Source organism: Streptomyces sp. NPDC002896 (genome assembly GCF_040295225.1).
Lineage (GTDB): Bacteria > Actinomycetota > Actinomycetes > Streptomycetales > Streptomycetaceae > Streptomyces.
In genome coordinates, this window is record NZ_JBEOVA010000008.1 from 389,445 (window position 1) to 415,547 (window position 26,103).

Annotated in this window: 26 protein-coding genes; 19 read left to right on the forward strand and 7 right to left on the reverse strand. The window is 71.3% G+C overall.

The genetic code is table 11. The features are described 5' to 3' along the window. Window positions 1-73: 73 nt before the first annotated feature. The 11 genes from dxr to ABT009_RS17655 all read left to right on the forward strand — a co-directional run bounded on the left by dxr (window position 74) and on the right by ABT009_RS17655 (window position 11,109). Window positions 74-1,348 (forward strand): 1-deoxy-D-xylulose-5-phosphate reductoisomerase, encoded by a 1,275-nt coding sequence (gene dxr / locus ABT009_RS17605; protein ID WP_351294857.1) that lies wholly within the window; start codon window positions 74-76, stop codon window positions 1,346-1,348. Next, window positions 1,345-2,649 (forward strand): M50 family metallopeptidase, encoded by a 1,305-nt coding sequence (locus tag ABT009_RS17610; protein ID WP_351294859.1) that lies wholly within the window; start codon window positions 1,345-1,347, stop codon window positions 2,647-2,649. Before dxr ends, ABT009_RS17610 begins: the two co-directional genes overlap by 4 nt. A 164-nt stretch (window positions 2,650-2,813) precedes the next feature. Next, window positions 2,814-3,971, forward strand: coding sequence for a flavodoxin-dependent (E)-4-hydroxy-3-methylbut-2-enyl-diphosphate synthase (ispG, locus tag ABT009_RS17615; RefSeq protein WP_351294862.1), 1,158 nt, complete (start codon window positions 2,814-2,816; stop codon window positions 3,969-3,971). A gap of 190 nt (window positions 3,972-4,161) precedes the next feature. Next, the gene (locus tag ABT009_RS17620) at window positions 4,162-5,010 is read left to right on the forward strand and encodes a GNAT family N-acetyltransferase (protein WP_351294865.1); all 849 of its coding nucleotides are present in this window, start codon (window positions 4,162-4,164) and stop codon (window positions 5,008-5,010) included. A 51-nt stretch (window positions 5,011-5,061) separates the two neighbouring features. After that, window positions 5,062-5,628 carry a GNAT family N-acetyltransferase gene (locus tag ABT009_RS17625; RefSeq protein ID WP_351294868.1) on the forward strand — a complete coding sequence of 189 codons (567 nt, stop codon included), beginning with the start codon at window positions 5,062-5,064 and terminating at the stop codon, window positions 5,626-5,628. 72 nt (window positions 5,629-5,700) lie between these two features. Then, window positions 5,701-7,395, forward strand: coding sequence for a proline--tRNA ligase (locus tag ABT009_RS17630; RefSeq protein ID WP_351294871.1), 1,695 nt, complete (start codon window positions 5,701-5,703; stop codon window positions 7,393-7,395). A gap of 130 nt (window positions 7,396-7,525) precedes the next feature. After that, the gene (locus ABT009_RS17635) at window positions 7,526-7,861 is read left to right on the forward strand and encodes a hypothetical protein (protein WP_351294874.1); all 336 of its coding nucleotides are present in this window, start codon (window positions 7,526-7,528) and stop codon (window positions 7,859-7,861) included. Continuing rightward, window positions 7,858-8,988: an FAD:protein FMN transferase gene (locus tag ABT009_RS17640; protein ID WP_351294877.1), complete on the forward strand. Its 1,131-nt coding sequence runs from the start codon at window positions 7,858-7,860 to the stop codon at window positions 8,986-8,988. The genes ABT009_RS17635 and ABT009_RS17640 overlap by 4 nt, the downstream gene beginning before the upstream one ends. Beyond that, the gene (locus tag ABT009_RS17645) at window positions 8,985-9,560 is read left to right on the forward strand and encodes a ferric reductase-like transmembrane domain-containing protein (protein ID WP_351294880.1); all 576 of its coding nucleotides are present in this window, start codon (window positions 8,985-8,987) and stop codon (window positions 9,558-9,560) included. Before ABT009_RS17640 ends, ABT009_RS17645 begins: the two co-directional genes overlap by 4 nt. Before the next feature lie 6 nt (window positions 9,561-9,566). Beyond that, window positions 9,567-10,853, forward strand: coding sequence for an NADH-ubiquinone oxidoreductase-F iron-sulfur binding region domain-containing protein (locus ABT009_RS17650; protein WP_351294883.1), 1,287 nt, complete (start codon window positions 9,567-9,569; stop codon window positions 10,851-10,853). Window positions 10,854-10,881: 28 nt separating this feature from the next. Then, window positions 10,882-11,109 carry a ferredoxin gene (locus ABT009_RS17655; protein ID WP_351294886.1) on the forward strand — a complete coding sequence of 76 codons (228 nt, stop codon included), beginning with the start codon at window positions 10,882-10,884 and terminating at the stop codon, window positions 11,107-11,109. 19 nt (window positions 11,110-11,128) lie between these two features. Here the strand turns inward: ABT009_RS17655 and ABT009_RS17660 are convergent, their stop codons facing one another. From ABT009_RS17660 to ABT009_RS17670, 3 genes are all read right to left on the reverse strand, one after another. Then, window positions 11,129-12,073: an aminoglycoside phosphotransferase family protein gene (locus tag ABT009_RS17660; protein WP_351294889.1), complete on the reverse strand. Its 945-nt coding sequence runs from the start codon at window positions 12,071-12,073 to the stop codon at window positions 11,129-11,131. A 138-nt stretch (window positions 12,074-12,211) separates the two neighbouring features. After that, window positions 12,212-12,712, reverse strand: a complete 501-nt coding sequence (locus ABT009_RS17665; protein WP_351294892.1) for a ferritin-like domain-containing protein — start codon at window positions 12,710-12,712, stop codon at window positions 12,212-12,214. Then, window positions 12,709-13,353 carry a hypothetical protein gene (locus tag ABT009_RS17670; RefSeq protein WP_502989894.1) on the reverse strand — a complete coding sequence of 215 codons (645 nt, stop codon included), beginning with the start codon at window positions 13,351-13,353 and terminating at the stop codon, window positions 12,709-12,711. The genes ABT009_RS17665 and ABT009_RS17670 overlap by 4 nt, the downstream gene beginning before the upstream one ends. 258 nt (window positions 13,354-13,611) lie before the next feature. Between ABT009_RS17670 and rimP the strand changes: the two genes are divergently transcribed. The 8 genes from rimP to ABT009_RS17710 all read left to right on the forward strand — a co-directional run bounded on the left by rimP (window position 13,612) and on the right by ABT009_RS17710 (window position 21,888). Beyond that, window positions 13,612-14,136: a ribosome maturation factor RimP gene (rimP, locus tag ABT009_RS17675; RefSeq protein WP_351294895.1), complete on the forward strand. Its 525-nt coding sequence runs from the start codon at window positions 13,612-13,614 to the stop codon at window positions 14,134-14,136. A gap of 2 nt (window positions 14,137-14,138) precedes the next feature. Further along, a complete protein-coding gene (gene nusA / locus ABT009_RS17680) occupies window positions 14,139-15,131 on the forward strand; it encodes a transcription termination factor NusA (protein ID WP_351294898.1) in 993 nt (330 codons plus the stop codon). 118 nt (window positions 15,132-15,249) lie between these two features. Then, on the forward strand, window positions 15,250-15,525 hold the full coding sequence (locus ABT009_RS17685) for a YlxR family protein (protein ID WP_351294901.1): 276 nt from the start codon (window positions 15,250-15,252) through the stop codon (window positions 15,523-15,525). Window positions 15,526-15,688: 163 nt separating this feature from the next. Continuing rightward, window positions 15,689-18,745, forward strand: a complete 3,057-nt coding sequence (infB, locus tag ABT009_RS17690) for a translation initiation factor IF-2 (RefSeq protein WP_351294904.1) — start codon at window positions 15,689-15,691, stop codon at window positions 18,743-18,745. Window positions 18,746-18,921: 176 nt separating this feature from the next. Then, complete coding sequence (locus tag ABT009_RS17695) at window positions 18,922-19,215, forward strand: DUF503 domain-containing protein (protein ID WP_181655783.1); 294 nt, start codon at window positions 18,922-18,924, stop codon at window positions 19,213-19,215. A gap of 145 nt (window positions 19,216-19,360) precedes the next feature. Next, a complete protein-coding gene (gene rbfA, locus ABT009_RS17700; protein WP_351294908.1) occupies window positions 19,361-19,813 on the forward strand; it encodes a 30S ribosome-binding factor RbfA in 453 nt (150 codons plus the stop codon). Further along, window positions 19,810-20,715 (forward strand): tRNA pseudouridine(55) synthase TruB, encoded by a 906-nt coding sequence (gene truB, locus ABT009_RS17705; protein WP_351294910.1) that lies wholly within the window; start codon window positions 19,810-19,812, stop codon window positions 20,713-20,715. The genes rbfA and truB overlap by 4 nt, the downstream gene beginning before the upstream one ends. A 204-nt stretch (window positions 20,716-20,919) precedes the next feature. Next, a complete protein-coding gene (locus tag ABT009_RS17710; RefSeq protein ID WP_351294913.1) occupies window positions 20,920-21,888 on the forward strand; it encodes a bifunctional riboflavin kinase/FAD synthetase in 969 nt (322 codons plus the stop codon). A gap of 48 nt (window positions 21,889-21,936) precedes the next feature. Here ABT009_RS17710 and ABT009_RS17715 read toward each other — a convergent pair whose 3' ends face one another. From ABT009_RS17715 to ABT009_RS17730, 4 genes are read right to left on the reverse strand one after another with little or no spacing between them, the layout of a single operon-like run. After that, complete coding sequence (locus tag ABT009_RS17715; protein ID WP_351294916.1) at window positions 21,937-22,980, reverse strand: ABC transporter ATP-binding protein; 1,044 nt, start codon at window positions 22,978-22,980, stop codon at window positions 21,937-21,939. After that, window positions 22,977-24,041: an ABC transporter ATP-binding protein gene (locus tag ABT009_RS17720; protein ID WP_502989895.1), complete on the reverse strand. Its 1,065-nt coding sequence runs from the start codon at window positions 24,039-24,041 to the stop codon at window positions 22,977-22,979. The genes ABT009_RS17715 and ABT009_RS17720 overlap by 4 nt, the downstream gene beginning before the upstream one ends. Next, window positions 24,038-24,973: an ABC transporter permease gene (locus tag ABT009_RS17725; RefSeq protein ID WP_351294919.1), complete on the reverse strand. Its 936-nt coding sequence runs from the start codon at window positions 24,971-24,973 to the stop codon at window positions 24,038-24,040. Before ABT009_RS17725 ends, ABT009_RS17720 begins: the two co-directional genes overlap by 4 nt. Further along, a complete protein-coding gene (locus ABT009_RS17730; protein WP_351294922.1) occupies window positions 24,970-26,049 on the reverse strand; it encodes an ABC transporter permease in 1,080 nt (359 codons plus the stop codon). Before ABT009_RS17730 ends, ABT009_RS17725 begins: the two co-directional genes overlap by 4 nt. Between the last annotated feature and the right edge of the window lie 54 nt (window positions 26,050-26,103).

A 26,103-nucleotide genomic window follows, 5' to 3' on the forward strand; every position in this document is an offset into this window, starting at 1 on the left:
CCCGAACCCCGTGGGGGGTTCCTGGCCCGTACCCGGCCCCCGGCAGGGCCGTCGTTGCGGCCACAATGGAGGGATGAGCGACAGCCCAGCCCCCCTCGCGGACCCGCATCTCGTCTTCGACCCCATCGCCGGAGACGGCCCCCGGGACATCGTCATCCTCGGCTCCACGGGTTCGATCGGCACCCAGGCCATAGACCTGGTACTGCGCAACCCCGGCCGCTTCCGGGTCACCGGGCTCTCCGCCGCCGGCGGACGGGTGGGGCTGCTGGCGGAGCAGGCCAGGCAGCTGCGGGTACGGACCGTCGCGGTCGCGCGCGAGGACGTTGTACCGGCGCTTCGTGAGGCCCTGAGCGCGCAGTACGGGGCGGGGGAGCCGCTCCCGGAGATCCTGGCGGGACCCGACGCGGCTACCCAGCTCGCCGCGTCCGAGTGCCACACCGTGCTGAACGGGATCACCGGATCCATCGGCCTGGCGCCCACCCTCGCGGCCCTCGAAGCCGGCCGCACCCTCGCCCTCGCCAACAAGGAGTCGCTGATCGTCGGCGGCCCGCTGGTCAAGGCGCTCGCCAAGCCGGGGCAGATCATCCCCGTCGACTCCGAGCACGCCGCGCTCTTCCAGGCGCTGGCGGCCGGCACGCGCGCGGACGTGCGGAAGCTCGTCGTGACCGCGTCGGGCGGCCCGTTCCGGGGGCGTACGAAGGCGGAGCTCGCGAACGTCACGCCCGAGGACGCCCTCGCGCACCCCACCTGGGCCATGGGCCCGGTGATCACCATCAACTCGGCGACGCTGGTCAACAAGGGACTCGAGGTCATCGAGGCCCACCTGCTGTACGACATTCCCTTCGATCGCATTGAGGTGGTCGTGCACCCGCAGTCGTATGTCCACTCGATGGTTGAGTTCACCGACGGATCGACGCTGGCGCAGGCCACCCCGCCCGACATGCGCGGGCCCATCGCGATCGGGCTCGGCTGGCCCGAGCGGGTGCCGGACGCCGCGCCCGCGTTCGACTGGACGAAGGCGTCGAGCTGGGAGTTCTTCCCCCTCGACGAGGAGGCGTTCCCGTCCGTGGGGCTCGCCCGGCATGTGGGGGAACTCGCGGGCACGGCTCCGGCGGTGTTCAATGCGGCAAACGAGGAGTGCGTGGACGCGTTCCTGAACGGCGCCCTGCCGTATCTCGGGATCATGGAGACCGTCACACAGGTCGTCGCCGAGCACGGCACGCCGCGTACGGGAACTTCGCTGACCGTCGCGGACGTCCTCGAAGCGGAGACCTGGGCGCGCGCCCGGGCCCGTGAACTGACGACCAAGACCCAAGCGACACGGACGACCGCGGAGGCTCGTGCATGACGACCCTGATGATGATCCTCGGCATAGTCGTCTTCGCGATCGGGTTGCTGATCTCGATCGCCTGGCACGAGCTGGGACATCTGTCGACCGCGAAGCTCTTCGGCATCCGAGTGCCGCAGTACATGGTGGGATTCGGCCCGACCGTCTGGTCCCGCAAGAAGGGCGAGACCGAGTACGGCATCAAGGCCGTCCCCCTCGGCGGCTACATCCGCATGATCGGGATGTTCCCGCCCGGCAAGGACGGCCGCATCGAGGCCCGCTCCACCTCGCCCTGGCGCGGCATGATCGAGGACGCCAGGTCGGCGGCGTTCGAGGAGCTCAAGCCCGGCGACGAGACCCGCCTCTTCTACACGCGCAAGCCGTGGAAGAGGGTCATCGTGATGTTCGCCGGCCCCTTCATGAACCTCGTCCTGGCCGTGGCGATCTTCCTCGGCGTGATGATGACCTTCGGCGTCCAGACCCAGACCACCACGGTCGGCAAGGTCTCCGACTGCGTCATCGAGCAGAGCGAGAACCGCACGACCTGCAAGAAGGGCGACGAGGCCGCGCCCGCCAAGGCCGCGGGCCTCGAGGCGGGCGACAAGATCGTGGCGTTCGACGGCACGCCCGTGGCCGACTGGTCCACGCTGCAGGCCGACATCCGCGCCAACCCCGGCAAGGACGTCACCATCACCGTCGAGCGCGACGGCAAGCGGCAGAACCTCAAGGCGCACCTGATAAAGAACCAGGTCAGTAAGACCGACGGCGACGGCGGCTATGTCGAGGGCAAGTACGTGTACGCGGGGTTCCTCGGCTTCACGCCCGCGTCCGGCATCGTCCAGCAGTCCTTCGGCCAGTCCGTGGAGCGCATGGGCGACATGATGGAGAACGGCGTCGAGTCGCTGATCTCGCTGCCCTCCAAGATCCCCGCACTGTGGGACGCGGCGTTCGGTGACGGCCCGCGCGAGGCCGACTCCCCGATGGGCGTCGTCGGCGCGGCCCGCGTCGGCGGTGAGGTGTTCACGATGGACATCCCGCCGGAGAACCAGATCGCGATGATGCTGTTCCTCGTCGCGGGCTTCAACCTGTCGCTGTTCCTGTTCAACATGCTGCCGCTGCTGCCCCTCGACGGCGGACACATCGCGGGCGCCCTGTGGGAGTCCCTGCGCCGCAACACGGCGCGGCTGCTCAAGCGGCCCGACCCGGGCCCGTTCGACGTCGCGAAGCTGATGCCCGTCGCCTATGTCGTGGCCGGGATCTTCGTCTGCTTCACGATCCTCGTGCTGATCGCGGACGTCGTTAACCCGGTGAGAATCTCCTGATCACGGCGCATTCACGGCGGCCGGGCAGGCTCCTGTCCGGCCGCCTGCTGTTGGGGTGGACATAAGGACGTGATGTGCTCCGGCATCAGGGCGTGCCGTAACCTCGAAGGCCCGGAGCCCGCCGATGACGGGACCTTGATCCATACCTTGGGGTTGCACAGCAGATGACTGCGATTTCTCTCGGCATGCCGTCCGTTCCGACCAAGCTCGCCGAGCGCCGGAAGAGCCGGCAGATCCAGGTCGGGTCGGTGGCGGTTGGTGGGGACGCGCCGGTGTCGGTGCAGTCGATGACGACGACGCGGACCTCGGACATCGGTGCGACACTGCAGCAGATCGCGGAGCTGACGGCTTCGGGATGCCAGATCGTGCGGGTCGCGTGCCCGACGCAGGACGACGCTGACGCGCTGGCGACCATCGCGCGCAAGTCCCAGATCCCGGTCATCGCGGACATCCACTTCCAGCCGAAGTACGTCTTCGCGGCCATCGAGGCGGGCTGCGCGGCGGTGCGCGTGAACCCCGGCAACATCAAGCAGTTCGACGACAAGGTCAGGGAGATCGCCAGGGCGGCGAAGGACGCGGGCACCCCGATCCGTATCGGCGTGAACGCCGGCTCCCTCGACCAGCGGCTGCTGCAGAAGTACGGCAAGGCGACCCCCGAGGCCCTCGTCGAGTCCGCCCTCTGGGAGGCGTCCCTCTTCGAGGAGCACGACTTCCGGGACATCAAGATCTCGGTGAAGCACAACGACCCCGTCGTGATGATCGAGGCCTACCGGCAGCTCGCCGCCCAGTGCGACTACCCGCTGCACCTCGGTGTGACCGAGGCCGGTCCGGCCTTCCAGGGCACCATCAAGTCGGCCGTCGCCTTCGGTGCGCTGCTGTCCCAGGGCATCGGCGACACCATCCGCGTCTCGCTGTCGGCGCCTCCCGCGGAGGAGGTCAAGGTCGGCATCCAGATCCTGGAGTCGCTGAACCTGCGCCAGCGCGGCCTGGAGATCGTCTCCTGCCCGTCCTGCGGCCGCGCCCAGGTCGACGTCTACAAGCTGGCCGAAGAGGTCACCGCCGGCCTGACCGGCATGGAGGTCCCGCTCCGCGTCGCCGTCATGGGCTGCGTCGTGAACGGTCCTGGCGAGGCCCGCGAGGCGGACCTCGGCGTCGCCTCCGGCAACGGCAAGGGGCAGATCTTCGTGAAGGGCGAGGTCATCAAGACGGTGCCCGAGTCGAAGATCGTGGAGACCCTCATCGAGGAGGCCATGAAGCTGGCCGAGCAGATGGAGAAGGACGGGGTCATGTCGGGCGAGCCCGAGGTCTCGGTCGCCGGCTGATCTCCGGCATTCCCGCAGGCCCCACCGCTCTCCCGCGTTCTCGCGCGCTCCACCGCTGTCTCCAGTGGTGGGGCGTCTCCATGGGGCGTCCCATGGGCCTTCCCCATGGGCCTTCCCCATGGGGCGGCGCCACACAACCTCGCCAGGTACAGTGCGGAAATCAGCAGACTGCATGGTGAGGCCCTCGAATTTGTTGACGCAGACGACCACCCGGGTCCTCGAACCGAGTGACCTCGACGCCGCGATGGCCGTGCTCGACCGCGAGCCGGTCACCAACGCGTTCGTGGCGTCGCGGGTGCACACCGCGGGCCTGGACCCGTGGCGGCTCGGCGGCGAGATGTGGGGCTGGTACGCGGACGGCATGCTGCAGTCCCTGTGCTACGCGGGCGCCAATCTGGTGCCGATCTGCGCCACCCCCGATGCCGTACGCGCCTTCGCCGACCGCGCCCGGCGGGCCGGCCGCCGCTGCTCATCGATCGTCGGCCCGGCCGGACCCACAGCCCAGCTGTGGCGGCTGCTCGAACCGAGCTGGGGCCCGGCCCGCGAGGTCCGCGCCCACCAGCCGCTGATGGTCACCGACCGGCTCCCCGACAACGTCGCTCCCGATCCGTACGTCCGCCGCGTCCGCAAGGACGAGATGGAAACGATCATGCCGGCGTGCGTGGCGATGTTCACCGAGGAGGTCGGCATCTCCCCGCTCGCGGGCGACGGCGGGCTGCTCTACCAGGCGCGCGTCGCCGAACTGGTCGGATCCGGGCGCTCGTTCGCCCGCCTCGACGAGTACGGCAAGGTCGTCTTCAAGGCGGAGATCGGCGCCGCGACCCCGCAGGCCTGCCAGATCCAGGGCGTCTGGGTGGCGCCCGAGTACCGGGGCCACGGCCTCGCGGCGCCCGGCATGGCGGCCGTCCTGCGCTACGCCCTCACGGATGTCGCGCCGGTCGCCAGCCTCTACGTCAACGACTTCAACACGGCGGCACGCGCCGCATATCGGAGGGTCGGATTCCAGGAGGTCGGAGCCTTCATGAGCGTGCTGTTCTGATCCTCTGGCCCCGGAGGACCAGGGCTTTGCCCCCGAGGTAGTCTCGCCGACATGCTGCGCATTCCCGGGCCCGGCTCCCGCACCCCCGACGACGTCGTGATCGGCCCGCTGGATCTGGCCGCGCGGGTGGACGAAGCGCTGGCCGTGCAGGCGGAGGCCTTCGGGCTCAGCTCCGACGAGGTCACAGTGCGGCGGCAGATCGTGCTGCGGCACATCACCTACCCCGGGGCACGCGCACTCGGCGCCTTCACGCGCGACGACCGGCTCGTCGGGTTCGTCTACGGCATGCCGAACGACCGCACCCACTGGTGGTCCACCGTCGTCCAGCCGTATCTGCGCGCGCGGGGCCACGACGACTGGCTCGACGACTCCTTCGTCATCACCGAGCTGCACGTCCTTTCCGCGTACCAGAACCGCGGCATCGGCCGCGCGCTGATCACGCGGATCACCGATGAGGCCGACGAGCCGCGCTCCATCCTCTCGGCGATCGACGTCGACAGCCCGGCCCGCGGCCTGTACTTCTCGCTCGGCTACGAGGACCTGGCCAGGCAGGTGATCTTCCCGAGCGCACCGAAGCCGTACGCGGTGATGGGGGCGCCGTTGCCCCTGCGGCGGTAACGGATTTCCACCGGCGCGGACCGCAGGGCTAACCTCCTAGCCATCACCCTTACGTAGCAGGAGTTAAGAATCATGGCCCAGGTCCAGCGCATGTCCCGGTTGATGGTCAAGACACTGCGCGACGACCCGGCGGACGCCGAGACGCTCAGCCACAAGCTGCTGGTCCGCGCCGGGTACGTGCGCCGCAACTCGGCGGGCATCTGGACCTGGCTCCCGCTCGGCAAGAAGGTCCTGGACAACATCTCGCGCGTCGTCCGCGAGGAGATGGACGCCATCGGCGCCCAGGAGGTCCTGCTCCCCGCCCTCCTGCCCAAGGAGCCCTACGAGGCCTCCGCCCGCTGGGAGGAGTACGGCGACCTGCTGTTCCGCCTGAAGGACCGCAAGGGCGGCGAGTACCTGCTCGGCCCGACCCACGAGGAGATCTTCACGCTCGTCGTGAAGGACCAGGTCGCGTCCTACAAGGACCTGCCGGTGATGCTCTACCAGATCCAGACGAAGTACCGCGACGAGGCCCGCCCGCGCTCGGGCATCCTGCGCGGCCGCGAGTTCCAGATGAAGGACTCGTACTCCTTCGACACCACGGACGAGGGCCTGGCGGAGTCGTACCGCCTGCACCGCGAGGCGTACCAGCGCATCTTCGAGCGCCTGGGCATGGACTACCGCATCGTGTCCGCGGTCTCCGGGGCCATGGGCGGCTCGGCGTCGGAGGAGTTCCTGGCCCCGGCGGCCGCCGGTGAGGACACCTTCGTGGACTGCCCGGCCTGCGACTACGCGGCGAACACCGAGGCTGTGACCTTCGCGCTGAAGCCGGTCGAGGGCGCCGAGCAGCCGGCGATCGAGGAACTGGACACCCCCGACACCCCCACCATCGAGACGCTCGCCGAGCACCTGGGCGTCCCCGCATCCGCGACCCTCAAGAACCTGCTGGTCAAGGTGGACGGCGAGATCGTGGCCGTCGGCGTCCCCGGCGACCGCGAGGTCGACCTCGGCAAGCTCGGCGAGCACCTCGCCCCGGCGGTCGTCGAGCTCGTCACGGCCGAGGACTTCGAGGGCCGCGACGACCTCGTACGCGGCTACGTCGGCCCGCAGGGCCTCGGCAAGGTCCGCTACATCGCCGACCCCCGCGTCGCCCCCGGCACGTCCTGGATCACCGGCGCCAACAAGCAGGACAAGCACGCGAAGAACGTCGTCTGCGGCCGCGACTTCGAGGTGGACGACTACCTCGACGTGGTCGTCGTCGAGGAGGGCGACCCCTGCCCGAAGTGCGGCACCGGCCTGAAGCTGGACCGCGCGATCGAGATCGGCCACATCTTCCAGCTCGGCCGCAAGTACGCGGACACCTTCCAGCTGGACGTGCTCGGCCAGAACGGCAAGCCGGTCCGCGTCACCATGGGCTCGTACGGCATCGGCGTCTCCCGTGCGGTGGCGGCGATTGCCGAGCAGACCGCGGACGAGCAGGGCCTGTGCTGGTCGCGCGAGGTCGCGCCCGCCGACGTCCATGTGGTGGCCGCGGGCAAGGCACTCCAGACGGAGCTGGCGCTCGACGTCTCCGAGAAGCTGGGCGCCGCGGGCGTCCGGGTGCTGGTCGACGACCGGGCCGGCGTCTCGCCCGGCGTGAAGTTCACCGACGCCGAGCTCATCGGCGTACCGAACATCCTGGTGGCGGGGCGGCGCTCGGCCGAGGGCGTCCTCGAGCTGAAGGACCGGCGCACCGGTGAGCGCGAGGAGCTCACCGTCGAAGAGGCGATCGCCCGGCTGACGGCGTAACCGCTCTGTCGCCCTCCCGGGACGGAACCACAACAGGTTCATCCCGGGGGCATGGCAGCCGCACAGCTTTCTCCCAGGCTGCTCCCCGACCGTAGGACGTGACAACGCGTCACTTCGGAGGGGAGCAGCCATGACAGGCAGGAAGCGAGGCGCCGCCGCGGCGGTGCGCAGGGGAGCGCGGCGTACGGCGGCCGTGGCCGCGGCGGTGACGCTGACGGCGGCCGCGGGGGTTGCCGCCCTGATCGGCACGATGCAGTCGGACGGGGAGACGGCGTCGGCTGCGAGCGGCACCAGTAGCAGCAGCAGTAGCAGCAGCTCTGGAAGTTCGGGGAGCTCTGACTCGTCGAGCTCCTCGAACTCGTCGGACAGCTCCTCCGACTCCTCGTCGAACCTGCAGTCGTCGTCCGACGGCCTCACCTCGTCCGACGACAGCGGCTCCGCCCACTCCACGTCGGGGGCGTCGTGACGACCGGCGCCCGCGGGACCACCGCCGCAGCCGCGATCACCACCGCGTCCGCCGACTGGCGTGCGCTCGGCACCTCCGTCCGGCTCGTCACCACCGACCCACGTCTGCTCGACACCTGCAATCTGCTGCTCGCCCGCCACCTCGCCGAGGTCGACGCCGCGTGCAGCCGGTTCCGGCCCGACTCCGAGCTGGCCGCCCTCGACAGCGCCGACGGCCGTCCGGTCAGAGTGAGCCCGCTGCTCGCCGATGCGCTCGCCGTCGCGCTGCGCGCCGCGGCGGCTACCGACGGGGCCGTCGACCCGACCGTCGGCTCGGCCATGAACGCCATCGGCTACGACCGCGACTTCCGGCTCGTGCAGGGGCACGACGGCCGTCCGGTACGGCTCACGGTCCGGCCCGCACCCGGCTGGCGGCGCATCCGCCTTGACCGGGCGACCGGCACGGTCACCGTCCCGGCCGGGGTCCGCCTCGACCTGGGCGCCACGGCCAAGGCCTGGGCCGCCGACCGGGCCGCTGCGATGCTCGCGGAGGCGGCGGGCTGCGGGGTTCTGGTCAGCCTGGGCGGCGACACCGCCGTCGCGGGCGCCCCGCCGCTCGGCGGCTGGCGGGTCCGCGTCCAGGACGCCACCGGCCACCCCGACGAGGCGCCGGCGGAGGGCCCGTACACCACCGTCGGCGTACGCAGCGGAGGCATCGCCACCTCCGGTACCACCGCCCGCCGCTGGCGGCGCGGTACGCACGCCCTGCACCACATCGTCGACCCGCGCACCGGGCTGCCCGCCGTCTCGCCCTGGCGCACGGTCTCCGTCGCAGCCGCGAACTGCGCGGACGCCAACGCCGCGAGCACCGCGGCGCTGGTCAAGGGCACGGGCGCCGAGCGCTGGCTGGCGAGGCTGGGACTGCCGGCCCGGTTGGTCGCACACGACGGAACGGTGGTCACGACACCGGGCTGGCCGGCACCCACAGCCCGTCCGGCGTTTGAGGACGAGGCCGTTCAGGCCGAAGGGGGGCCCGGGGGCGCAGCCCCTGGTTTCGGGAAGGGGTGGGGCAGGGGAGAGGGCCCGCCGCAGGCGCCCCACCACTCCACGCCGCAGGCGTACCGCACCACGCCGGAGGCGGCCGCATGACCGACTCCTCGATCCTCTGGTACGCCAACCGCGCCACAGGAGCCGTCTGCCTCGTCCTGTTCACCACCGTCATCCTGCTCGGACTTGCCGTACGCCTACGCGGACGTCTAGGCCTCCCCCGCTTCGGCACGGTCACCCTGCACCGCACCCTGTCCCTGTCCGCCGTGGTGTTCCTCGCCGCGCACATCGGCGCCGCAGTCCTCGACGGCTACGTGAACATCTCCGTCGCCGACGTCCTCGTCCCGTTCGTCTCCGACTACCAGCCGCTGTGGCTCGGGCTCGGCACGGTCGCCTTCGACCTGATGCTCGCGGTGCTGGTAACCAGCCTGCTGCGGGCCAGGCTCGGCCACCGCGCCTGGCGCGCCGTGCACTGGCTCGCGTATGCGTCCTGGCCGCTGGCTCTCGTCCACGGGATCGGCATCGGCACGGACAGCGCCACCGGCTGGATGGTGTGGCTGACCGTCGCCTGCATGGCGGCCGTGCTCGCCGGGTCCGCACTACGGGTGCTCCATGCCGCGCGCGCCGCACGGCGCACGCCCGCAGCTCTTCTCCGTACCGCCGAAGGAGCCTGACCAGCCATGACCAGCACCTCGACCCCCACCCGGAACGACACGTTCACGGAGTTCACGGACCTCCTCATGCCGCCCCGGCTGCTGGCCCCCGGCGGATCACCGGCCGCACTCGCCACACACGAGGCACGGTACGGACCACTCGTGGACGGAGATCCGGAGGACCTGCTCCGAACCGTCGCCGAGTCGGGGCTCACCGGGCGCGGCGGGGCGGCCTTCCCCACCTACCGCAAGCTCGTCTCCGTCGCCGACGCGGGCCACCGCGCCGGGCGCCCGCCGGTCGTCGTCGCCAACGGCGCGGAGGGCGAGCCCGCCAGCGCCAAGGACAAGACGCTGCTGCGGCTCTCGCCCCATCTGGTGCTGGACGGGCTGCGGCTGGCCGCCCATGCGGTAGGGGCTGGGGAGGCGTACCTCGCGGTGGAGGAGGAGGCGGACCCCGCGCTGCTGCCGGGGCTCGAAGGCGCCCTCACAGAGCGGCGGGATCCGCTGCCCGTACGGCTGGTACGGGTGCCGAAACGGTTCCTGTCCGGGGAGTCCTCGGCCCTCACCCAGTACCTCTCCGGGCACCCGGCGCTGCCGCGCCATCAGCGGCCGCCGGTCCGCGAACGGGGAGTCAACCGTGCGCCGACCCTCGTCCAGAACGTGGAGACCCTCGCCCACCTGGCGCTGATCGCCCGCTACGGCGCGGACTGGTTCCGCTCCGCCGGTACGCCGGCCGAGCCGGGCAGCATGCTCTGCACGGTGCACGTGCCGGGCCGCGCCGCACGGGTCGTGGAGGCCCCTTACGGGATGGCGCTGCACAGGGTCCTGCCCCCGGAGCTGCCCCTGGCAGGCATGAGCGCGGTCCTGGTGGGCGGCTACCACGGCACCTGGATCCCCGCCGCGCAGGCCGCTCACTCCACCCTCAGCTCCGCCCAACTGGGCTCGCTGGGCGCGGGTGTCCTGGCGGCGCTGCCCGTGGACCGGTGCGGACTGGCCGAGACCGCACGCGTCCTGCGCTACCTGGCCCTCCAGTCGGCGGGCCAGTGCGGGCCCTGCCTCAACGGCCTGCCGCGCATCGCCGCCGCCTTCCGGACCCTGGCCGTACCCGGCCCCCAGGGCACGACGAGCGCGGACGTCGCCCGCTGGGCGGGCCTGGTCGTGGGCCGCGGCGCCTGCCACCACCCCGACGGCACGGTGCGCCTGGTGCGCAGCGCCCTGACGGTCTTCGGCGCGGAACTCGACGCCCATGCCGGTGGCCACTGCACGGCGACCGACCACACGCCACTGCTGCCCGTCCCCGAGAACAGGAGCTGACATGCACCAGCACCGAACGGGAGCCGACATGAACCAGCCACGAACCCGAACCGACATGGACCGACATCTCGAAGTCGACTGGACCGCCTGCCAGGGCCACGGCCTGTGCGCGGAACTCCTTCCCGAGCACATCCGCCTCGACGAGTGGGGCTATCCGCTGGTCGACTCCGCCCCCGTCCCGCGCGCGACCCTGAAACGCGCCCGCCGGGCGGCAGCAGACTGCCCGGTACTGGCGCTGAGACTGGAGCGGGCCTGAAACACGCCCCGCCGCCGGGCTACAACCAGCCCGCGAACTCCAGCAGCAGCTCCGAGTCCTGCACGCGGCCGACACGGCGCGCCCGTACCCCCGACTCCACCGCGCGGAACAGGGTCCAGCCGCGCAGTCGTTCCAGATCCACGTCGAGGGAGTCCGCGAGGCGCTTCACCCGGCGCCGGGTGGTCGCCGCGCCCGACGGCGACGCGATGAGGTCCTCGACCCGGTCACGGACCAGCCGCGCCAGATCGAAGGCGCACTCGCCCACCACCGGATCCGGCCCGACGGCCAGCCACGGCATGCGGTCGCCCGCCAGCACCTTGCTCTGCCGGAACGTCCCGTGCAGCAGCTTGTGCTCGGGCGCCGTGGCCAGCAGCTCGTCCCGCGCGGCCAGCGCCGCGTCGACCAGCGGCGCCACGTCGGCATCGGCGTCCGCACCGGCCCGCATCGCCACGGCCTGCCGCCCGGTCCGCTCGGCCACCGTCTCGAAGCGGTGACCCGCGGGTGGCTCCACCCACAGCCGCCGCAACGTCCCGGCGGCCTCCAGCAGCGACTTCGCCTCGGGCAGGGAACGCAGCGACACATCGGGATGCAGCCGCTCAAGGAGCAGGGCCCCGTCACCGCCGACGTCCTCGCTGCCGGGCCACTCGCCCTCGCCCGGCACGTCCAGCAACTGCACGGCTCCCCGCCCGCCCCAACGGGCCAGCGCGGCCCGCTCACTACCGGGCCGGGCACGTCGCGGCGCCAGCTTGAGCACGGCGGGCCGGCCGTCCGGCAGACGCACCAGGACGACGAGGCTGCTGCGCCCTCCGGGCACGAGCACCCGCTCGACGGTCAACTCACGCCGGGCCACGGCCGCCTCGGCCAGCTCCGGCAGCTTCTCCAGCCAGGCGCGGGCTCCGTCGTCCCCGTTGTGCAACGTCTCGCCGAGTGCCCTGACGAGGCGCTGGGGCGCTTCGAAAGCCATGCGCGGGTGATTCCTTTCCCAGTCGGGCCGTTCGGGCCGGTACGTCTGCGGTGCGGTGCAGCAGCGCTTTGCGGTGTCCCCGTACGCGTACGTGTGTGCCGTACGCGCCCGGCCTCGCCCTACGCGCCCGGCCTCGCCCTACGCGCTCGGCGTCGCCGAGGCGGACGGCGTACCCGACCGCTCGGCGAGACCAGGGAAGGCTACGCTGCCGCCCCGCCACCGGGCCGCCCGCACCGCCGCTTCCCGCAGTGCGTCCGCGGCCGTCCGCCGCCGACTGCCGTCGGCTGCCCGTACGAGATCGGAATACACCCCCGCGACCCGATCCTCCAGCTCGGCGGCCAGCCGGGCGGCCGCCGCCGCGTCCGGCACCGGGAAGGGCAGCGCGTAGGCCGCGGCGGCCGGCTCCGGTTCACCGCCCAAGTCGCGTACGGTGCGCATGAGTTCGTCACGCCGGGCACGATGGGCGTCGTACGCGGCCCGGGCGTCGTCCCGGCGGCCGTCACCGATTCTGCCGCCGACGACCCCGTAGCCGTACACGGCGGCGTTCTCCGCGCCGAGCGCGGCCTGGACGGCCTTCAGCACGGCGCTGTCGCCACCGCTCTCGGCCTTCTGCCTCTCGCCATCCTCGGCTCCGCTCATGACTCACCCTCCGTCAGCAGATACGCGTGCGCGGCACCCGCAGCCGCGACAGAGGCGAGCAGCCGGGCCAGCTCGCCGGGCACCTCGAGCAGTGCGGTGCCGCGCCGGCCCGCCAGGTCACGCTCGGCCGAGGCGAGAAACGCGAGCGCGTCTTTCTTGTCGGCGGGCACGTCGCTCCCGGCAATCCAGGCACTCCCGGCAGCAGAAGCTGAAGCCGACGCGGAAGCAGAAACCGACGCGGAAGCCGAGGCCGACGTGGAAGCCGAAGCCGAAGCGGATGGCGAACCCGAAGCTCCGGCGACCGCCACCTCGCCCCCGAACGCCTCCACATGCCGCACCAGCTCCGCCCGCAACACCTCCAGCCGCTTCGCCAGCGAGGGATGCGCCGCGATCACGGCGTCGTACCGCGCGACGAGCCCGGCGCTGTCGCTCGCCGCACGCGCGCGTGCCCGCTCCACGGCAGACGGCCGCCTCGCGGCGGTACCGGCGGAGCCGCTGCCTGCATCGCCGTCGGAACAGCCCGCGAGCAGTCCGGCACCGGCGACGGCCGCGCCGGCGAGAACACTCCTTCGACCAGGCCCTGTCGGCCCGGACGGCCCGTCAGGGGTACGCCGCGCACGCGACGGCAGGGGGAGCGACACGACAGACGTCCTCGAGGGTTTCGTACGAGCGGACAGCGAGGGGAACAAGCGGCCGAGAGGCCTTGATCACCGTACCGCCGGACCGCCCCGGCCTGCGCCAGCGGCTCGTCACCTGTAGCCCGGTTCGCCTCCGGTGCGCCCCTTCGGCGGCGCACGGACGGCGCGACCGGTGGACGGCAACACCCCCCGGGACCGGATACCCTTTGACCTGTCACGCGACCTACCCACAACAGCACACGCGGCCGAGGAGTCACCCGGATGAGCACCACCCAGAGCGAGAGGCTGCGAGAACTACTGGAACCGCTCGTCAGCTCCAAGGACCTGGATCTCGAAGAGATCGAAGTGGCCTCGGTCGGGCGCAAGCGGGTGCTGAGGGTCGTCATCGACTCCGACGAAGGTGTCGATCTGGACGAGATCGCCGAGGTGAGCCGCGAACTCTCGGCGAAGCTGGACGAGGACGACGTGATGGGCGAGGGCGAGTACACCCTCGAGGTCGGATCCCCGGGCGCCGAGCGCCCGCTGAAGGAACACCGCCACTTCGTACGCGCCACGGACCGCCTGGCGAGATTCTGGCTGACGCCGGACGCGGGCGGCGGCGAGCTGGTCGCCCGGATCCTGAAGGTGGACGACGAAGGTCTGGACCTCGAGGTGCCCGGTGTGAAGGGCCGAAAGCCCACGGCTCGCAGGCTCGCCTTCACGGAAATCGCCAGGGCGCGTGTGGAGATCGAGTTCAGCCGCAAGAGCAAGTCCCCCGAGAACATCGAGAACGCAGAGGAGGCGTAGCCGTGGACATCGACATGAGTGCCCTGCGGGGTCTGGTGAGGGAGAAGGAGATCTCCTTCTCCCTCCTGGTCGAGGCGATCGAGGCGGCCCTCCTCATCGCCTACCACCGCACCGAGGGAAGCCGCCGCCACGCGCGCGTGGAGCTCAACCGGGAGACCGGCCATGTGACGGTGTGGGCGAAGGAAGACTACGAGGACCTCGAGGAGGGCCAGGAGCCCCGCGAGTTCGACGACACCCCGTCCGGCTTCGGCCGGATCGCCGCGACCACGGCCAAGCAGGTGATTCTGCAGCGGCTGCGCGACGCCCAGGACGACGCGACCCTCGGCGAGTACGCGGGCCGTGAGGGCGACATCGTCACCGGTGTGGTCCAGCAGGGCCGCGACCCGAAGAACGTCCTGGTCGACATCGGCAAGCTCGAGGCGATCCTGCCCGTGCAGGAGCAGGTGCCGGGCGAGGAGTACCAGCACGGCATGCGCCTGCGCTCGTATGTCGTACGGGTGGCCAAGGGTGTCCGCGGCCCGTCGGTGACCCTCTCCCGTACGCACCCGAACCTGGTGAAGAAGCTCTTCGCGCTCGAGGTCCCGGAGATCGCCGACGGCTCCGTCGAGATCGCCGCGATCGCCCGCGAGGCCGGTCACCGCACCAAGATCGCGGTGCGGTCCACCCGGTCGGGCCTGAACGCCAAGGGCGCCTGCATCGGCCCCATGGGCGGCCGTGTGCGCAATGTCATGGCCGAGCTGAACGGCGAGAAGATCGACATCGTCGACTGGTCCGACGACCCGGCCGAGATGGTCGCCCACGCACTCTCCCCGGCCCGGGTCTCCAAGGTCGAGGTCGTCGACCTGGCGGCCCGCTCCGCGCGTGTCACCGTGCCGGACTACCAGCTGTCGCTGGCGATCGGCAAGGAGGGCCAGAACGCCCGTCTCGCGGCTCGGCTGACCGGGTGGCGGATCGACATCCGTCCGGACACGGAACAGGCCCCGCAGCAGGACTGACGGCAACCGACAACACGGCCCCCGACGAGATCACGCCGGGGGCCGTAGAGATCAAGACGACAGCCGTTCGATTTTTGCCCCAAAGGGGTGAGGTCGGTACGGGGAGGTAGACTTAGTAATGTCTGGCCGGACGCACGCCCGAGTACGCCCTGAGCGCACCTGCGTGGGATGCCGGGAGCGAGCGGCCAAGAGCGATCTGCTGCGCATCGTGGTGATCGAGGACGCGTGCGTCCCCGATCCTCGCGGTACGCTGCCCGGCCGGGGTGCTTATGTGCACCCCGCCCTGGTCTGTCTCGATCTGGCGGTCCGTCGCCGGGCGTTCGTCCGGGCCTTCCGTGCCCGGGGACCGCTCGACACGGCGGGCTTGCGCCAGGCCGTCGAAGACAGTTGCTGAGCAGGCAACACCGTAAGAAGCGCCGTACGGAACCCCCGTGCGGCCCAGGTACCTCGCGAGTCGGAAGTAGGTCGAGATTGCGATGAGCACTCGATGAGTACGCGATGAGTACGCCCATGAAGTAGCGACGGTCCGGCCGCAACCCGGACCTAAAAGGAGCGAAGTGGCTAAGGTCCGGGTATACGAACTCGCCAAGGAGTTCGGCGTGGAGAGCAAGGTCGTCATGGCCAAGCTCCAAGAACTCGGTGAATTCGTCCGTTCGGCGTCCTCGACGATCGAGGCGCCCGTAGTACGCAAACTGACTGACGCTTTCCAGCAGGGCAACGGCTCCGGCAAGTCCGCCGCGAAGCCCGGTGCCCCCCGTAAGCAGGCGCCCGCCAGGCCCGCCGCGCCGTCCCCGGCGCAGGCGGCACGTCCGGCTGCCCCGGCTGCCCCGAAGCCGGCGGCCCCCAGGCCCCCGGCGGTCGAGAAGCCCGCGGCTGCCGCCCCGGCCCCGGGCCCGCGCCCGACGCCGGGTCCCAAGCCGGCCCCCAAGCCCGCACCCGCGGCACCGGCCACGCCGGAGTTCACCGCGCCGCCGTCCGCTCCTGCCGCCCCGTCGGCAGGTCCGCGTCCCGGCGCCCGTCCCGGTGCCCCGAAGCCGGGTGGCCGTCCGGCCGCTCCCGGCCAGGGCCGTGGTGAGCGTGGCGACCGTGGCGAGCGTCCCGGCGCGCCGCGTCCGGGTGGTCAGGCCCCGCGTCCCGGCGCCCGTCCGGCCGGTCCGCGTCCGGGCAACAACCCCTTCACGTCCGGCGGCTCCACCGGCATGGCGCGCCCGCAGGCGCCCCGTCCCGGCGGCGCCCCGCGTCCCGGCGGTCCCGGTGCCCCCGGTGGCCCGCGTCCGCAGGGCGCAGGCCAGGGCGGTCCCCGTCCGCAGGGCCAGGCCGGTTCCCGGCCGACCCCGGGCGGCATGCCTCGTCCGCAGGCCCCGCGTCCCGGCGGCGGTCCCGGTGGCAACCGTCCGAACCCCGGCATGATGCCGCAGCGTCCCGCTGCCGGCCCGCGTCCCGGCGGCGGCCCCGGCGGCGGCCGCGGTCCGGGCGGTGCGGGTCGTCCCGGTGGTGGCGGCGGCGGTCGTCCCGGTGGCGGCGGCTTCGCAGGTCGTCCCGGTGGTGGCGGCGGCGGTCGTCCGGCCGGCGGCGGCTTCGCCGGTCGTCCCGGTGGCGGTGCCCCCGGTGGTGGCGGCGGCTTCGGCGGCGGCGGTGGCCGTCCCGGATTCGGCGGTCGTCCCGGCGGCCCCGGTGGCCGTGGTGGCACGCAGGGTGCGTTCGGCCGTCCCGGCGGTCCGGCGCGTCGTGGTCGCAAGTCGAAGCGGCAGAGGCGCCAGGAGTACGAGGCCATGCAGGCCCCGTCGGTCGGCGGCGTGATGCTGCCTCGCGGCAACGGCGAGACCATTCGCCTGTCGCGCGGTGCGTCCCTCACCGACTTCGCGGAGAAGATCAACGCCAACCCGGCGTCGCTCGTCGCGGTCATGATGAACCTCGGCGAGATGGTCACCGCGACCCAGTCCGTCTCCGACGACACGCTGGAGATGCTGGCGACGGAGATGAACTACTCCGTCCAGATCGTCAGCCCCGAGGAGGAGGACCGCGAGCTGCTCGAGTCCTTCGACCTGGAGTTCGGCGAGGACGAGGGCGGCGAGGAGAACCTGGTCTCGCGTCCGCCGGTGGTGACCGTCATGGGTCACGTCGACCACGGTAAGACGCGACTGCTCGACGCCATCCGCAAGACGAACGTCGTTGCGGGCGAGGCCGGCGGCATCACCCAGCACATCGGTGCCTACCAGGTCGCGACCGAGGTCAACGACGAAGAGCGGAAGATCACCTTCATCGACACCCCGGGTCACGAGGCGTTCACCGCCATGCGTGCCCGCGGTGCCAAGTCGACCGACATCGCGATCCTCGTGGTGGCGGCCAACGACGGTGTGATGCCGCAGACGATCGAGGCGCTGAACCACGCCAAGGCGGCCGACGTGCCGATCGTGGTCGCGGTCAACAAGATCGACGTCGAGGGCGCGGACCCGACCAAGGTGCGCGGTCAGCTGACCGAGTTCGGCCTGGTGGCCGAGGAGTACGGCGGCGACACCATGTTCGTCGACATCTCCGCCAAGCAGGGTCTGCACATCGACAGCCTCCTGGAGGCCGTCATCCTCACCGCGGACGCCTCGCTCGACCTGCGGGCCAACCCGGAGCAGGACGCGCAGGGCATCGCGATCGAGGCCCGTCTGGACCGCGGCCGCGGCGCCACCGCGACCGTCCTCGTCCAGCGAGGCACCCTGCGGGTCGGCGAGACCATGGTCGTCGGCGACGCCTACGGCCGCGTGCGTGCCATGTACGACGACCAGGGCAACACGGTCGACGAGGCCGGTCCGTCCACCCCGGTCCAGGTCCTGGGTCTCACCAACGTCCCGGGCGCCGGCGACAACTTCATCGTCGTCGACGAGGACCGTACGGCCCGCCAGATCGCCGAGAAGCGTGCCGCCCGTGAGCGCAATGCCGCGTTCGCCAAGCGGGTGCGCCGCGTCTCCCTCGAGGACCTGGACAAGGTGCTCAAGGCCGGCGAGGTCCAGCAGCTCAACCTCATCATCAAGGGCGATGCGTCCGGTTCGGTCGAGGCTCTCGAGTCCTCGCTGCTCCAGCTCGACGTCGGCGAAGAGGTCGACATCCGCGTCCTGCACCGCGGCGTCGGTGCGGTCACGGAGTCGGACATCGACCTGGCGATGGGCTCGGACGCCATCGTGATCGGCTTCAACGTCCGTGCGGCCGGCCGCGCGGCGCAGATGGCCGAGCGCGAGGGCGTGGACGTCCGCTACTACTCGGTCATCTACCAGGCGATCGAGGAGATCGAGGCGGCCCTCAAGGGCATGCTCAAGCCGGAGTACGAAGAGGTCGAGCTCGGTACGGCGGAGATCCGCGAGGTCTTCCGCTCGTCCAAGCTGGGCAACATCGCGGGTGTTCTCATCCGCTCCGGCGAGGTCAAGCGCAACACCAAGGCCCGACTCATCCGCGACGGCAAGGTCATCGCGGAGAACCTCAACATCGAGGGTCTGCGCCGCTTCAAGGACGACGTCACCGAGATCCGCGAAGGCTTCGAGGGTGGTATCAACCTCGGAAACTTCAACGACATCAAGATCGACGACGTCATCGCGACGTACGAGATGCGCGAGAAGCCGCGCGGCTGAGCACTGCTCGGCCGACGGCACCTCCCACGCCCCTGAGGCAGTGGGGGGAGACCGGGGCCGGTCGACGGGTGGAATTCCCGTCGATCGGCCCCGGCCCTTGCGTGTACCGTTCTGATGTTCCTGCCAAGCGGTTGGCGGGACCGTCGAACCCGTACCGGCGGGACATCCGGACAAACATGTATGTGGGGACTCTGTCCTTCGACCTGCTCCTCGGCGACGTCCGGTCGCTCAAGGAGAAGCGCTCCATCGTCCGCCCGATCGTCGCCGACCTCCAGCGGAAGTACCCGGTGAGCGCGGCGGAGGTCGAGCACCTGGACCTGTATCGCAGGGCCGGCATCGGTCTGGCGATGGTGTCCGGGGACGCGGGACACCTGAGCGACGTACTGGACCGCTGCGAGCGCCTCGTCGCGGGCCGGCCCGAAGTGGAGCTGCTGTCGGTGCGGCGCAGACTCCACGGCGACGACGACTGAACCCGGCCGACGGCGGCCGGACAAGGCCGACCACGGCCTGACATTGGCCACGACGGCGCAACGCGGTCGTCGGCCGCCGAACATGGTCGACTACGACCGACCGAACAAGGCAAGACAATCCCAGGAACAAAGGGGAGACGGACCAGTGGCCGACAACGCGCGGGCGAAAAGGCTGGCGGACCTCATCCGAGAGGTGGTGGCCCAGAAGCTGCAGCGCGGGATCAAGGACCCGCGGCTCGGTTCGCATGTGACCATCACGGACACCCGGGTCACCGGTGATCTGCGGGAGGCGACCGTCTTCTACACCGTGTACGGGGACGACGAGGAGCGTGCGTCCGCAGCAGCAGGGCTGGAGAGTGCCAAGGGCGTTCTCCGCTCCGAGGTGGGCCGTGCGGCGGGCGTGAAGTTCACGCCCACCCTGACCTTCGTGGCGGACGCCCTGCCGGAAACCGCCAAGACCATCGACGACCTGCTCGACAAGGCACGAGCTTCGGACGCCGCGGTGCGCGAGGCCTCGGCCGGCGCCAACTACGCCGGTGAGGCAGACCCGTACCGCAAGCCGGGCGAGGACGAGACGGACGGCGACGCCGCGGAATGACGCAGAAGACCACCACGCCCGACGGACTTGTCATCGTCGACAAGCCGTCGGGCTTCACTTCGCACGACGTCGTGGCCAAGATGCGCGGTATCGCCAGGACCCGCCGCGTCGGCCACGCCGGCACGCTCGACCCCATGGCGACGGGCGTGCTCGTCCTCGGTGTCGAGAAAGCGACAAAGCTTCTCGGTCATCTGGCGCTGACCGAGAAGGAGTACCTCGGCACGATCCGGCTCGGCCAGAACACGGTCACCGACGACGCCGAGGGCGAGATCACCTCGTCCGCCGACGCCTCCCGCGTGACCCGTGACGCCATCGACGCCGGGATCGCCGAGCTCACCGGCAACATCATGCAGGTGCCGTCGAAGGTCAGCGCCATCAAGATCGACGGCAAGCGGTCCTACAAGCGGGCCCGCGAAGGCGAGGACTTCGAGATCCCGGCCCGCCCGGTGACCGTGTCGTCCTTCGCCGTCTACGACGTCCGGGACGCCGTAGCGGAGGACGGCACGCCCGTCCTCGACCTGGTCGTCTCGGTGGTGTGCTCCTCCGGGACGTACATCCGGGCGCTCGCCCGTGACCTGGGAGCCGGCCTGGGAGTCGGCGGCCATCTGACGGCGCTGCGCCGCACCCGCGTGGGCCCGTACAAGCTGGACGCGGCCAGGACCCTCGAACAGCTCCAGAAGGAGCTGACCGTCATGCCGATCGCCGAGGCCGCCGCGGCCGCATTCCCGCGCTGGGACGTGGACGCCAAGCGGGCACGGCTGCTGACGAACGGTGTACGACTGGAGATGCCTGACGCGTACGCGGGCTCGGGCACGGTCGCCGTCTTCGACCCGGAAGGGCGGTTCCTGGCCCTCGTGGAGGAGTCGAAGGGCAAGGCCAAGAGCCTGGCGATCTTCGGCTGACGCCGGGCCCGGCAGGGCCCCGGCAGCGTCCCGGCAGGGCCTTCGCCGGTGCCGGATGCCCTGGCCGGACGCCGTGTCCGGGGCTGCTCCCGATACCGCTGCGACTCGCCGGGAAGCGGCATGGCAGTCTTAGACCTGCGTATCTGCGTATCAGGCACTTACGGAAACACGGAATAACGGACACAGGTTCGAGGAGCGGTCACAGTGCAGCGCTGGCGTGGCTTGGAGGACATCCCCCAGGACTGGGGGCGCAGCGTCGTCACCATCGGCTCCTACGACGGTGTGCACCGCGGGCACCAGCTGATCATCGGGCGCGCGGTGGACCGAGCGCGGGAGCTGGGGGTGCCCTCTGTCGTGGTCACGTTCGACCCGCACCCCAGCGAGGTCGTACGCCCCGGCAGCCACCCGCCGCTGCTCGCCCCGCACCACCGGCGTGCCGAACTGATGGCCGAGCTCGGCGTCGACGCCCTGCTCATCCTCCCCTTCACCACCGAGTTCTCGAAGCTGTCGCCCGCGGACTTCGTCGTGAAGGTCCTCGTCGACAAGCTGCACGCGAAGCTCGTCGTCGAGGGGCCCAACTTCCGCTTCGGGCACAAGGCCGCCGGCAACGTCGAGTTCCTCACCGAGCTCGGCCACACGTACGACTACGAGGTCGAGGTCGTCGACCTGTTCGTGAGCGGTGAGGCGGGCGGCGGCGAGCCCTTCTCCTCCACCCTGACCCGCCGGCTGATCGCCGAGGGGGACGTCGAGGGCGCCGCCGAGATCCTCGGCCGCCCGCACCGCGTCGAGGGCGTCGTCGTCCGCGGCGCCCAGCGCGGCCGCGACCTCGGTTTCCCGACCGCCAACGTCGAGACGCTGCCGCACACCGCCATCCCGGCCGACGGGGTCTACGCCGGCTGGCTGCACGTCGAGGGCGAGGCGATGCCCGCCTCGATCTCCGTCGGCACGAATCCGCAGTTCGACGGCACGGAACGCACTGTCGAGGCGTATGCCATCGACCGCGTCGGCCTCGACCTCTACGGCCTGCACGTCGCCGTCGACTTCCTCGCCTTCGTCCGCGGACAGGCGAAGTTCGACTCGATCGAGGCCCTCGTCGAGGCCATCGCGGACGACGTGAAGCGGTCGCGGGAGCTCATCGAGGCATACGAGGCGGTCTCGGGGCGGCCGAAGTAGGCCTGCTGCTGCGGGCCCGACCGGGGTGGCCGGCCGCCCCGGTCGTCCTCAGCCCGCCTGCGGCACCACCGCACGGGCCGCCGCCCAGTGGCAGGCCACCTGGGCCCCGCCCGACCCATCGAGCACCGGCAGATCCCGCGTCCGGCAGGCGTCCGCGACCCCTGCCTCGGCCGCCTCGCCGCTCGCGAGGATCTGGCAGCGGGCATGGAAGCGGCACCCGGCCGGAATGCGGGACGGGTCCGGGGGCTCGCCAGTGAGCACCACCGGTTCGCCGCCCGCCTCGGGCAGCACGGACAGCAGCGCTTGCGTGTACGGATGCCGGGGCGCCGTCAGGACCTGTTCGACATCGCCCGTCTCGACGATCCTGCCCAGGTACATGACCGCGACCCGGTCGGCGATGTTCCAGGCCAGACCGAGATCGTGGGTCACGACCAGGGCGGACAGACCCAGTTCGTCCCGCAGGCGCAGCAGCAGCGCCAGGATCTCCCCGCGTACCGAGGCGTCCAGCGAGGCCACCGGCTCGTCCGCGACGATCAGTTCGGGCTCAAGGACCAGCGCGCCCGCGATGACGACGCGCTGCCGCTGGCCGCCCGACAGCTCGTGCGGATAGCGGAGGAAGAAGCGCTCCGGGGGCCGCAGCCCGGCCCGCGACAGGGCCTGAGCCACCGCCGCCCGCTCGTCCCCGGCATAGCCGTGGATGCGCAGGCCCTCCGCCACCGCGTCGTACACGGTGTGCCGCGGGTTGAGCGAGCCGCTGGGGTCCTGCAGGACCAGCTGGACGCGTTTGCGGTACGTCTTCAGCGCGCGTGACGCGTAGTCGAGCGGTCTGCCGCCGAACGTGACCTGCCCGGACGTCGGCCGCACCAGCCCCAGCAGCGAGCGGGCCAGCGTCGTCTTGCCGCACCCCGACTCACCGACCAGCGCGACGATCTCGCCCGGCCTGATGTCGAGGTCGACCCCGTCGACGGCCCTGGCGTCCGCGGTCCCGTGCCGGCCCGGGAACGCGACGCGCAGGTCGACGGCGCTGAGGAGGGGGTCTGAGGGCGTTCCGGTCTCCGAGGGCGTCGGTGACGGGGACGGAGAGGTGGTCATGACGTACTGCTCCTCGCTACTCCTGCGTCTCCTGCGGCCTCGGCCTCCGGCCCCTCCACGTCGGCCACATGCACGCACGCGGCCCTCCGCGCCCGCCCCGCGTTCCGCAGCTCCTGGTCCTCCGTCGCGCAGGAGTCCAGCGCCACCGGGCAGCGGGGATGGAACGTACAGCCGGAGGGCAGGTCCGACGGGTCCGGTGGGTCACCGGGCAGGCCGCGCGGTGCGAAGCGGGACGCCGGGTCGCCGATGCGCGGGAACGCCGCCGACAGGGCCTTGCCGTACGGATGCCGGGCGTCCTCGTACACCTGCAGTGCCGGGCCCTCCTCGACCACGCGCCCCGCGTACATCACCGCGAGCCTGTCGCACGTGTCGGCCAGTACCGCCAGATCGTGGCTGATCATGAGCAGACCCAGGTCCTGCTCGGCCACGAGCTGCTCGATCAGGCGGAGGATCTGGGCCTGGATCATCACGTCGAGCGCCGTCGTGGGCTCGTCGGCGATGATCAGGCGCGGATCGCAGGCCAGCGCCATCGCGATCATCACGCGCTGCCGCTGGCCTCCCGACAGCTCGTGCGGATACGCGTCCGCGCGCGACGCCGGAAGCCCGACGTGCTCGAGCAGCTCGCCCGTCTTCCGCTTCGCGCCTGCCGGGGTCTCCTTCCGGTGCAGCAGGATCGGCTCGACGATCTGGTCGCCTACGCGGTGCACCGCGTTGAGCGAGTGCATCGCGCCCTGGAAGACGATCGACGCGCCCGCCCAGCGCACCGCCCGGACTCGCCCCCACTTCATGGACAGCACGTCCTCGCCGTCCAGCAGGATCTCCCCGGACACCTTCGTACCGGCGGGGAGCAGCCTCAGCAGTGCGAGCGCCAGCGTCGACTTACCGCAGCCCGACTCGCCCGCGATGCCGAGCTTCTGGCCCGCCTCCACGGTGAGGTTCACGCCGCGGACAGCGGCGGCCCCGCCCGCGTACGTCACCTCCAGGTCGCGTACGTCGAGGAGAGGGGCCGTACTCGGAGCCTGCCTCGTGATTGACGTGTTCGACGTCTCCTGGATGCTCAACGGGAAACCCCCAGCCTGGGGTTGAGGACGGACTCGATGGCGCGGCCGCACAGCGTGAACGCCAGTGCCACCACGGCGACGGCGATGCCGGGAGGCGCCAGGTACCACCAGTCGCCGGCGCTGACCGCCCCCGCCTCGCGCGCGTCCTGGAGCATGCCGCCCCAGGAGGTGATCGTCGGGTCGCCGAGGCCGAGGAAGGCGAGCGTGGCCTCGGTGAGGATCGCGCTGGAGATCACGAGCGTGGTCTGCGCGAGCACGAGCGGCATGACGTTCGGCAGGACATGGCGGAGCATGATGTGCCCGTGTCCGCCGCCGAGGGCGCGGGAGCGCTCGATGTACGGGCGGGACTCCACGGCCAGCGTCTGGGCGCGGACCAGGCGGGCCGTCGTCGGCCATGTCGTGACCCCGATCGCCAGAATGACCGTCCAGATGGAGCGGTCCATCACCGTGGCGAGCGCGATGGCGAGGACGAGGGTCGGCATCACCAGGAACCAGTCGGTGACGCGCATGAGGACCGTTGAGTACCAGCCGCGGAAGTGGCCCGCGACGATGCCCACGACCGTGCCGATCGCCACGCACAGCACCGCCGCCAGCAGGCCCACCGTGAGCGAGACACGTGCGCCCCACACCAGCAGCGCCAGCACGCTCCGGCCGAACTGGTCCGTGCCGAGGGGGAATTCACCGCTCGGCGACTCGAGCGGACCGCCTGGCGCGTCGGTGACGCTCTGCGAGTCCGCACCGGCCAGCAGCGGCGCGGCAAGGGCGATCAGCGCGATCAGGACCAGCGCGGCCAGTCCCCACAGGCCGCTCCTGTGGGAGCGGTACGAGCGCCAGAAGCGGGCCAGGGACTGGCGCTTGCGGGCACGGGTCAAGGCGCGGGGGCTCTTGGTGGCCGCGGCCGCTGCTTCTGCGGCCGTCGAATCTGTCGTCATCGGCCCACCCTGGGATCGAGCAGCGGATACAGCAGGTCGGCAAGGGTGTTCGCCAGGATCACCGCGGTGGCGAAGACGAAGAACAGGCCCTGGACCAGCGGGAGATCGGGCACGCTGAGCGCCTGGTAGAACAGTCCGCCCAGGCCCGGCCAGGAGAACACAGTCTCGACCAGGATCTGGCCCGCCACCACATGTCCGAGGTTCACGAACATCAGGGTGAACGTCGGCAGCATCGCGTTCGGGACGGCATGCCGACGCCGCACGAGATCGTCACGCAGCCCCTTCGCACGAGCCGTCGTCAGATAGTCGCTGCCCATCTCGTCGAGCAGCGACGAGCGCATGACCAGAAGCGTCTGCGCGTATCCGACCGCGACCAGCGTGATCACCGGTAGGACCAGGTGGTGCGCGACATCGATGATGTAGGCGAACCCGGTCTCGCCGCCCGACTCCAGTCCGCCCGTCGGGAACAGGCCGGGGATCGGCCCGAGACCCACCGAGAACACGATGATGAGGAGCAGGCCGAGCCAGAACGACGGCACCGAGTAGAGCGTGAGCGCGAACGCGGTGTTGAAGCGGTCGCTCCTCGAGCCGTTGCGCCAGGCGGTGCGGGTGCCCAGCCAGATGCCCAGCGCGGTGTAGAGGACGTACGCCGTGCCGGTGAGCAGCAGCGTGGCCGGGACAGCCTCGGCGATCTTGCCGATGACGGGGGAGTGGAACTGGTACGACATGCCGAAGTCGCCGGTGAGCGCGTCACCGACGTAGTCCGTGAACTGCTGCCACAGGGGCAGATCAAGGCCGAACTGGCGCCTGAGCGACGCGAGTTGCTCGGCGGAGACCCGGCGTCCGCCCGTCATCTGCTTCACCGGGTCGCTGGGGATCAGCCGGAAGAGGAAGAAGCTGGTGACCAGGACGGCGAAGAGCGAGACGACCGCGCCGGCGATCTTCCCCGCCATGTACCGGAGATAGGCCCTGGTGTTGCGCGCCCGTGGACCGCGGGCGGCCGGCGGCCCGGGCTGTGCCGGGCCGCCGTCGGTGTCCGCACTCTGCACGAGCGCCGGAGTGCTCTCTGCTGTCATGGGGAACTCTCGCTACTCGTGCCGTTCGTGGTGGTGCTCTCGGAGCGGCGTGCT

Bases quoted from the DNA above. Each gene is read 5' to 3' on its own strand.
- ABT009_RS17610 (WP_351294859.1), top strand. From the start codon at position 1,345: ATGACGACCCTGATGATGATCCTCGGCATAGTCGTCTTCGCGATCGGG.
- ABT009_RS17665 (WP_351294892.1), bottom strand. From the start codon at position 12,712: ATGAGCGGAGCCGAGGATGGCGAGAGGCAGAAGGCCGAGAGCGGTGGC.
- ABT009_RS17630 (WP_351294871.1), top strand. From the start codon at position 5,701: ATGGCCCAGGTCCAGCGCATGTCCCGGTTGATGGTCAAGACACTGCGC.
- truB (WP_351294910.1), top strand. From the start codon at position 19,810: ATGACGCAGAAGACCACCACGCCCGACGGACTTGTCATCGTCGACAAG.
- ABT009_RS17685 (WP_351294901.1), top strand. From the start codon at position 15,250: ATGTCTGGCCGGACGCACGCCCGAGTACGCCCTGAGCGCACCTGCGTG.
- ABT009_RS17695 (WP_181655783.1), top strand. From the start codon at position 18,922: ATGTATGTGGGGACTCTGTCCTTCGACCTGCTCCTCGGCGACGTCCGG.
- dxr (WP_351294857.1), top strand. From the start codon at position 74: ATGAGCGACAGCCCAGCCCCCCTCGCGGACCCGCATCTCGTCTTCGAC.
- ABT009_RS17625 (WP_351294868.1), top strand. From the start codon at position 5,062: ATGCTGCGCATTCCCGGGCCCGGCTCCCGCACCCCCGACGACGTCGTG.
- ABT009_RS17730 (WP_351294922.1), bottom strand. From the start codon at position 26,049: ATGACAGCAGAGAGCACTCCGGCGCTCGTGCAGAGTGCGGACACCGAC.
- ispG (WP_351294862.1), top strand. From the start codon at position 2,814: ATGACTGCGATTTCTCTCGGCATGCCGTCCGTTCCGACCAAGCTCGCC.
- ABT009_RS17645 (WP_351294880.1), top strand. From the start codon at position 8,985: ATGACCGACTCCTCGATCCTCTGGTACGCCAACCGCGCCACAGGAGCC.
- ABT009_RS17725 (WP_351294919.1), bottom strand. From the start codon at position 24,973: ATGACGACAGATTCGACGGCCGCAGAAGCAGCGGCCGCGGCCACCAAG.
- rimP (WP_351294895.1), top strand. From the start codon at position 13,612: ATGAGCACCACCCAGAGCGAGAGGCTGCGAGAACTACTGGAACCGCTC.
- ABT009_RS17655 (WP_351294886.1), top strand. From the start codon at position 10,882: ATGAACCAGCCACGAACCCGAACCGACATGGACCGACATCTCGAAGTC.
- ABT009_RS17715 (WP_351294916.1), bottom strand. From the start codon at position 22,980: ATGACCACCTCTCCGTCCCCGTCACCGACGCCCTCGGAGACCGGAACG.
- ABT009_RS17650 (WP_351294883.1), top strand. From the start codon at position 9,567: ATGACCAGCACCTCGACCCCCACCCGGAACGACACGTTCACGGAGTTC.
- ABT009_RS17660 (WP_351294889.1), bottom strand. From the start codon at position 12,073: ATGGCTTTCGAAGCGCCCCAGCGCCTCGTCAGGGCACTCGGCGAGACG.
- ABT009_RS17635 (WP_351294874.1), top strand. From the start codon at position 7,526: ATGACAGGCAGGAAGCGAGGCGCCGCCGCGGCGGTGCGCAGGGGAGCG.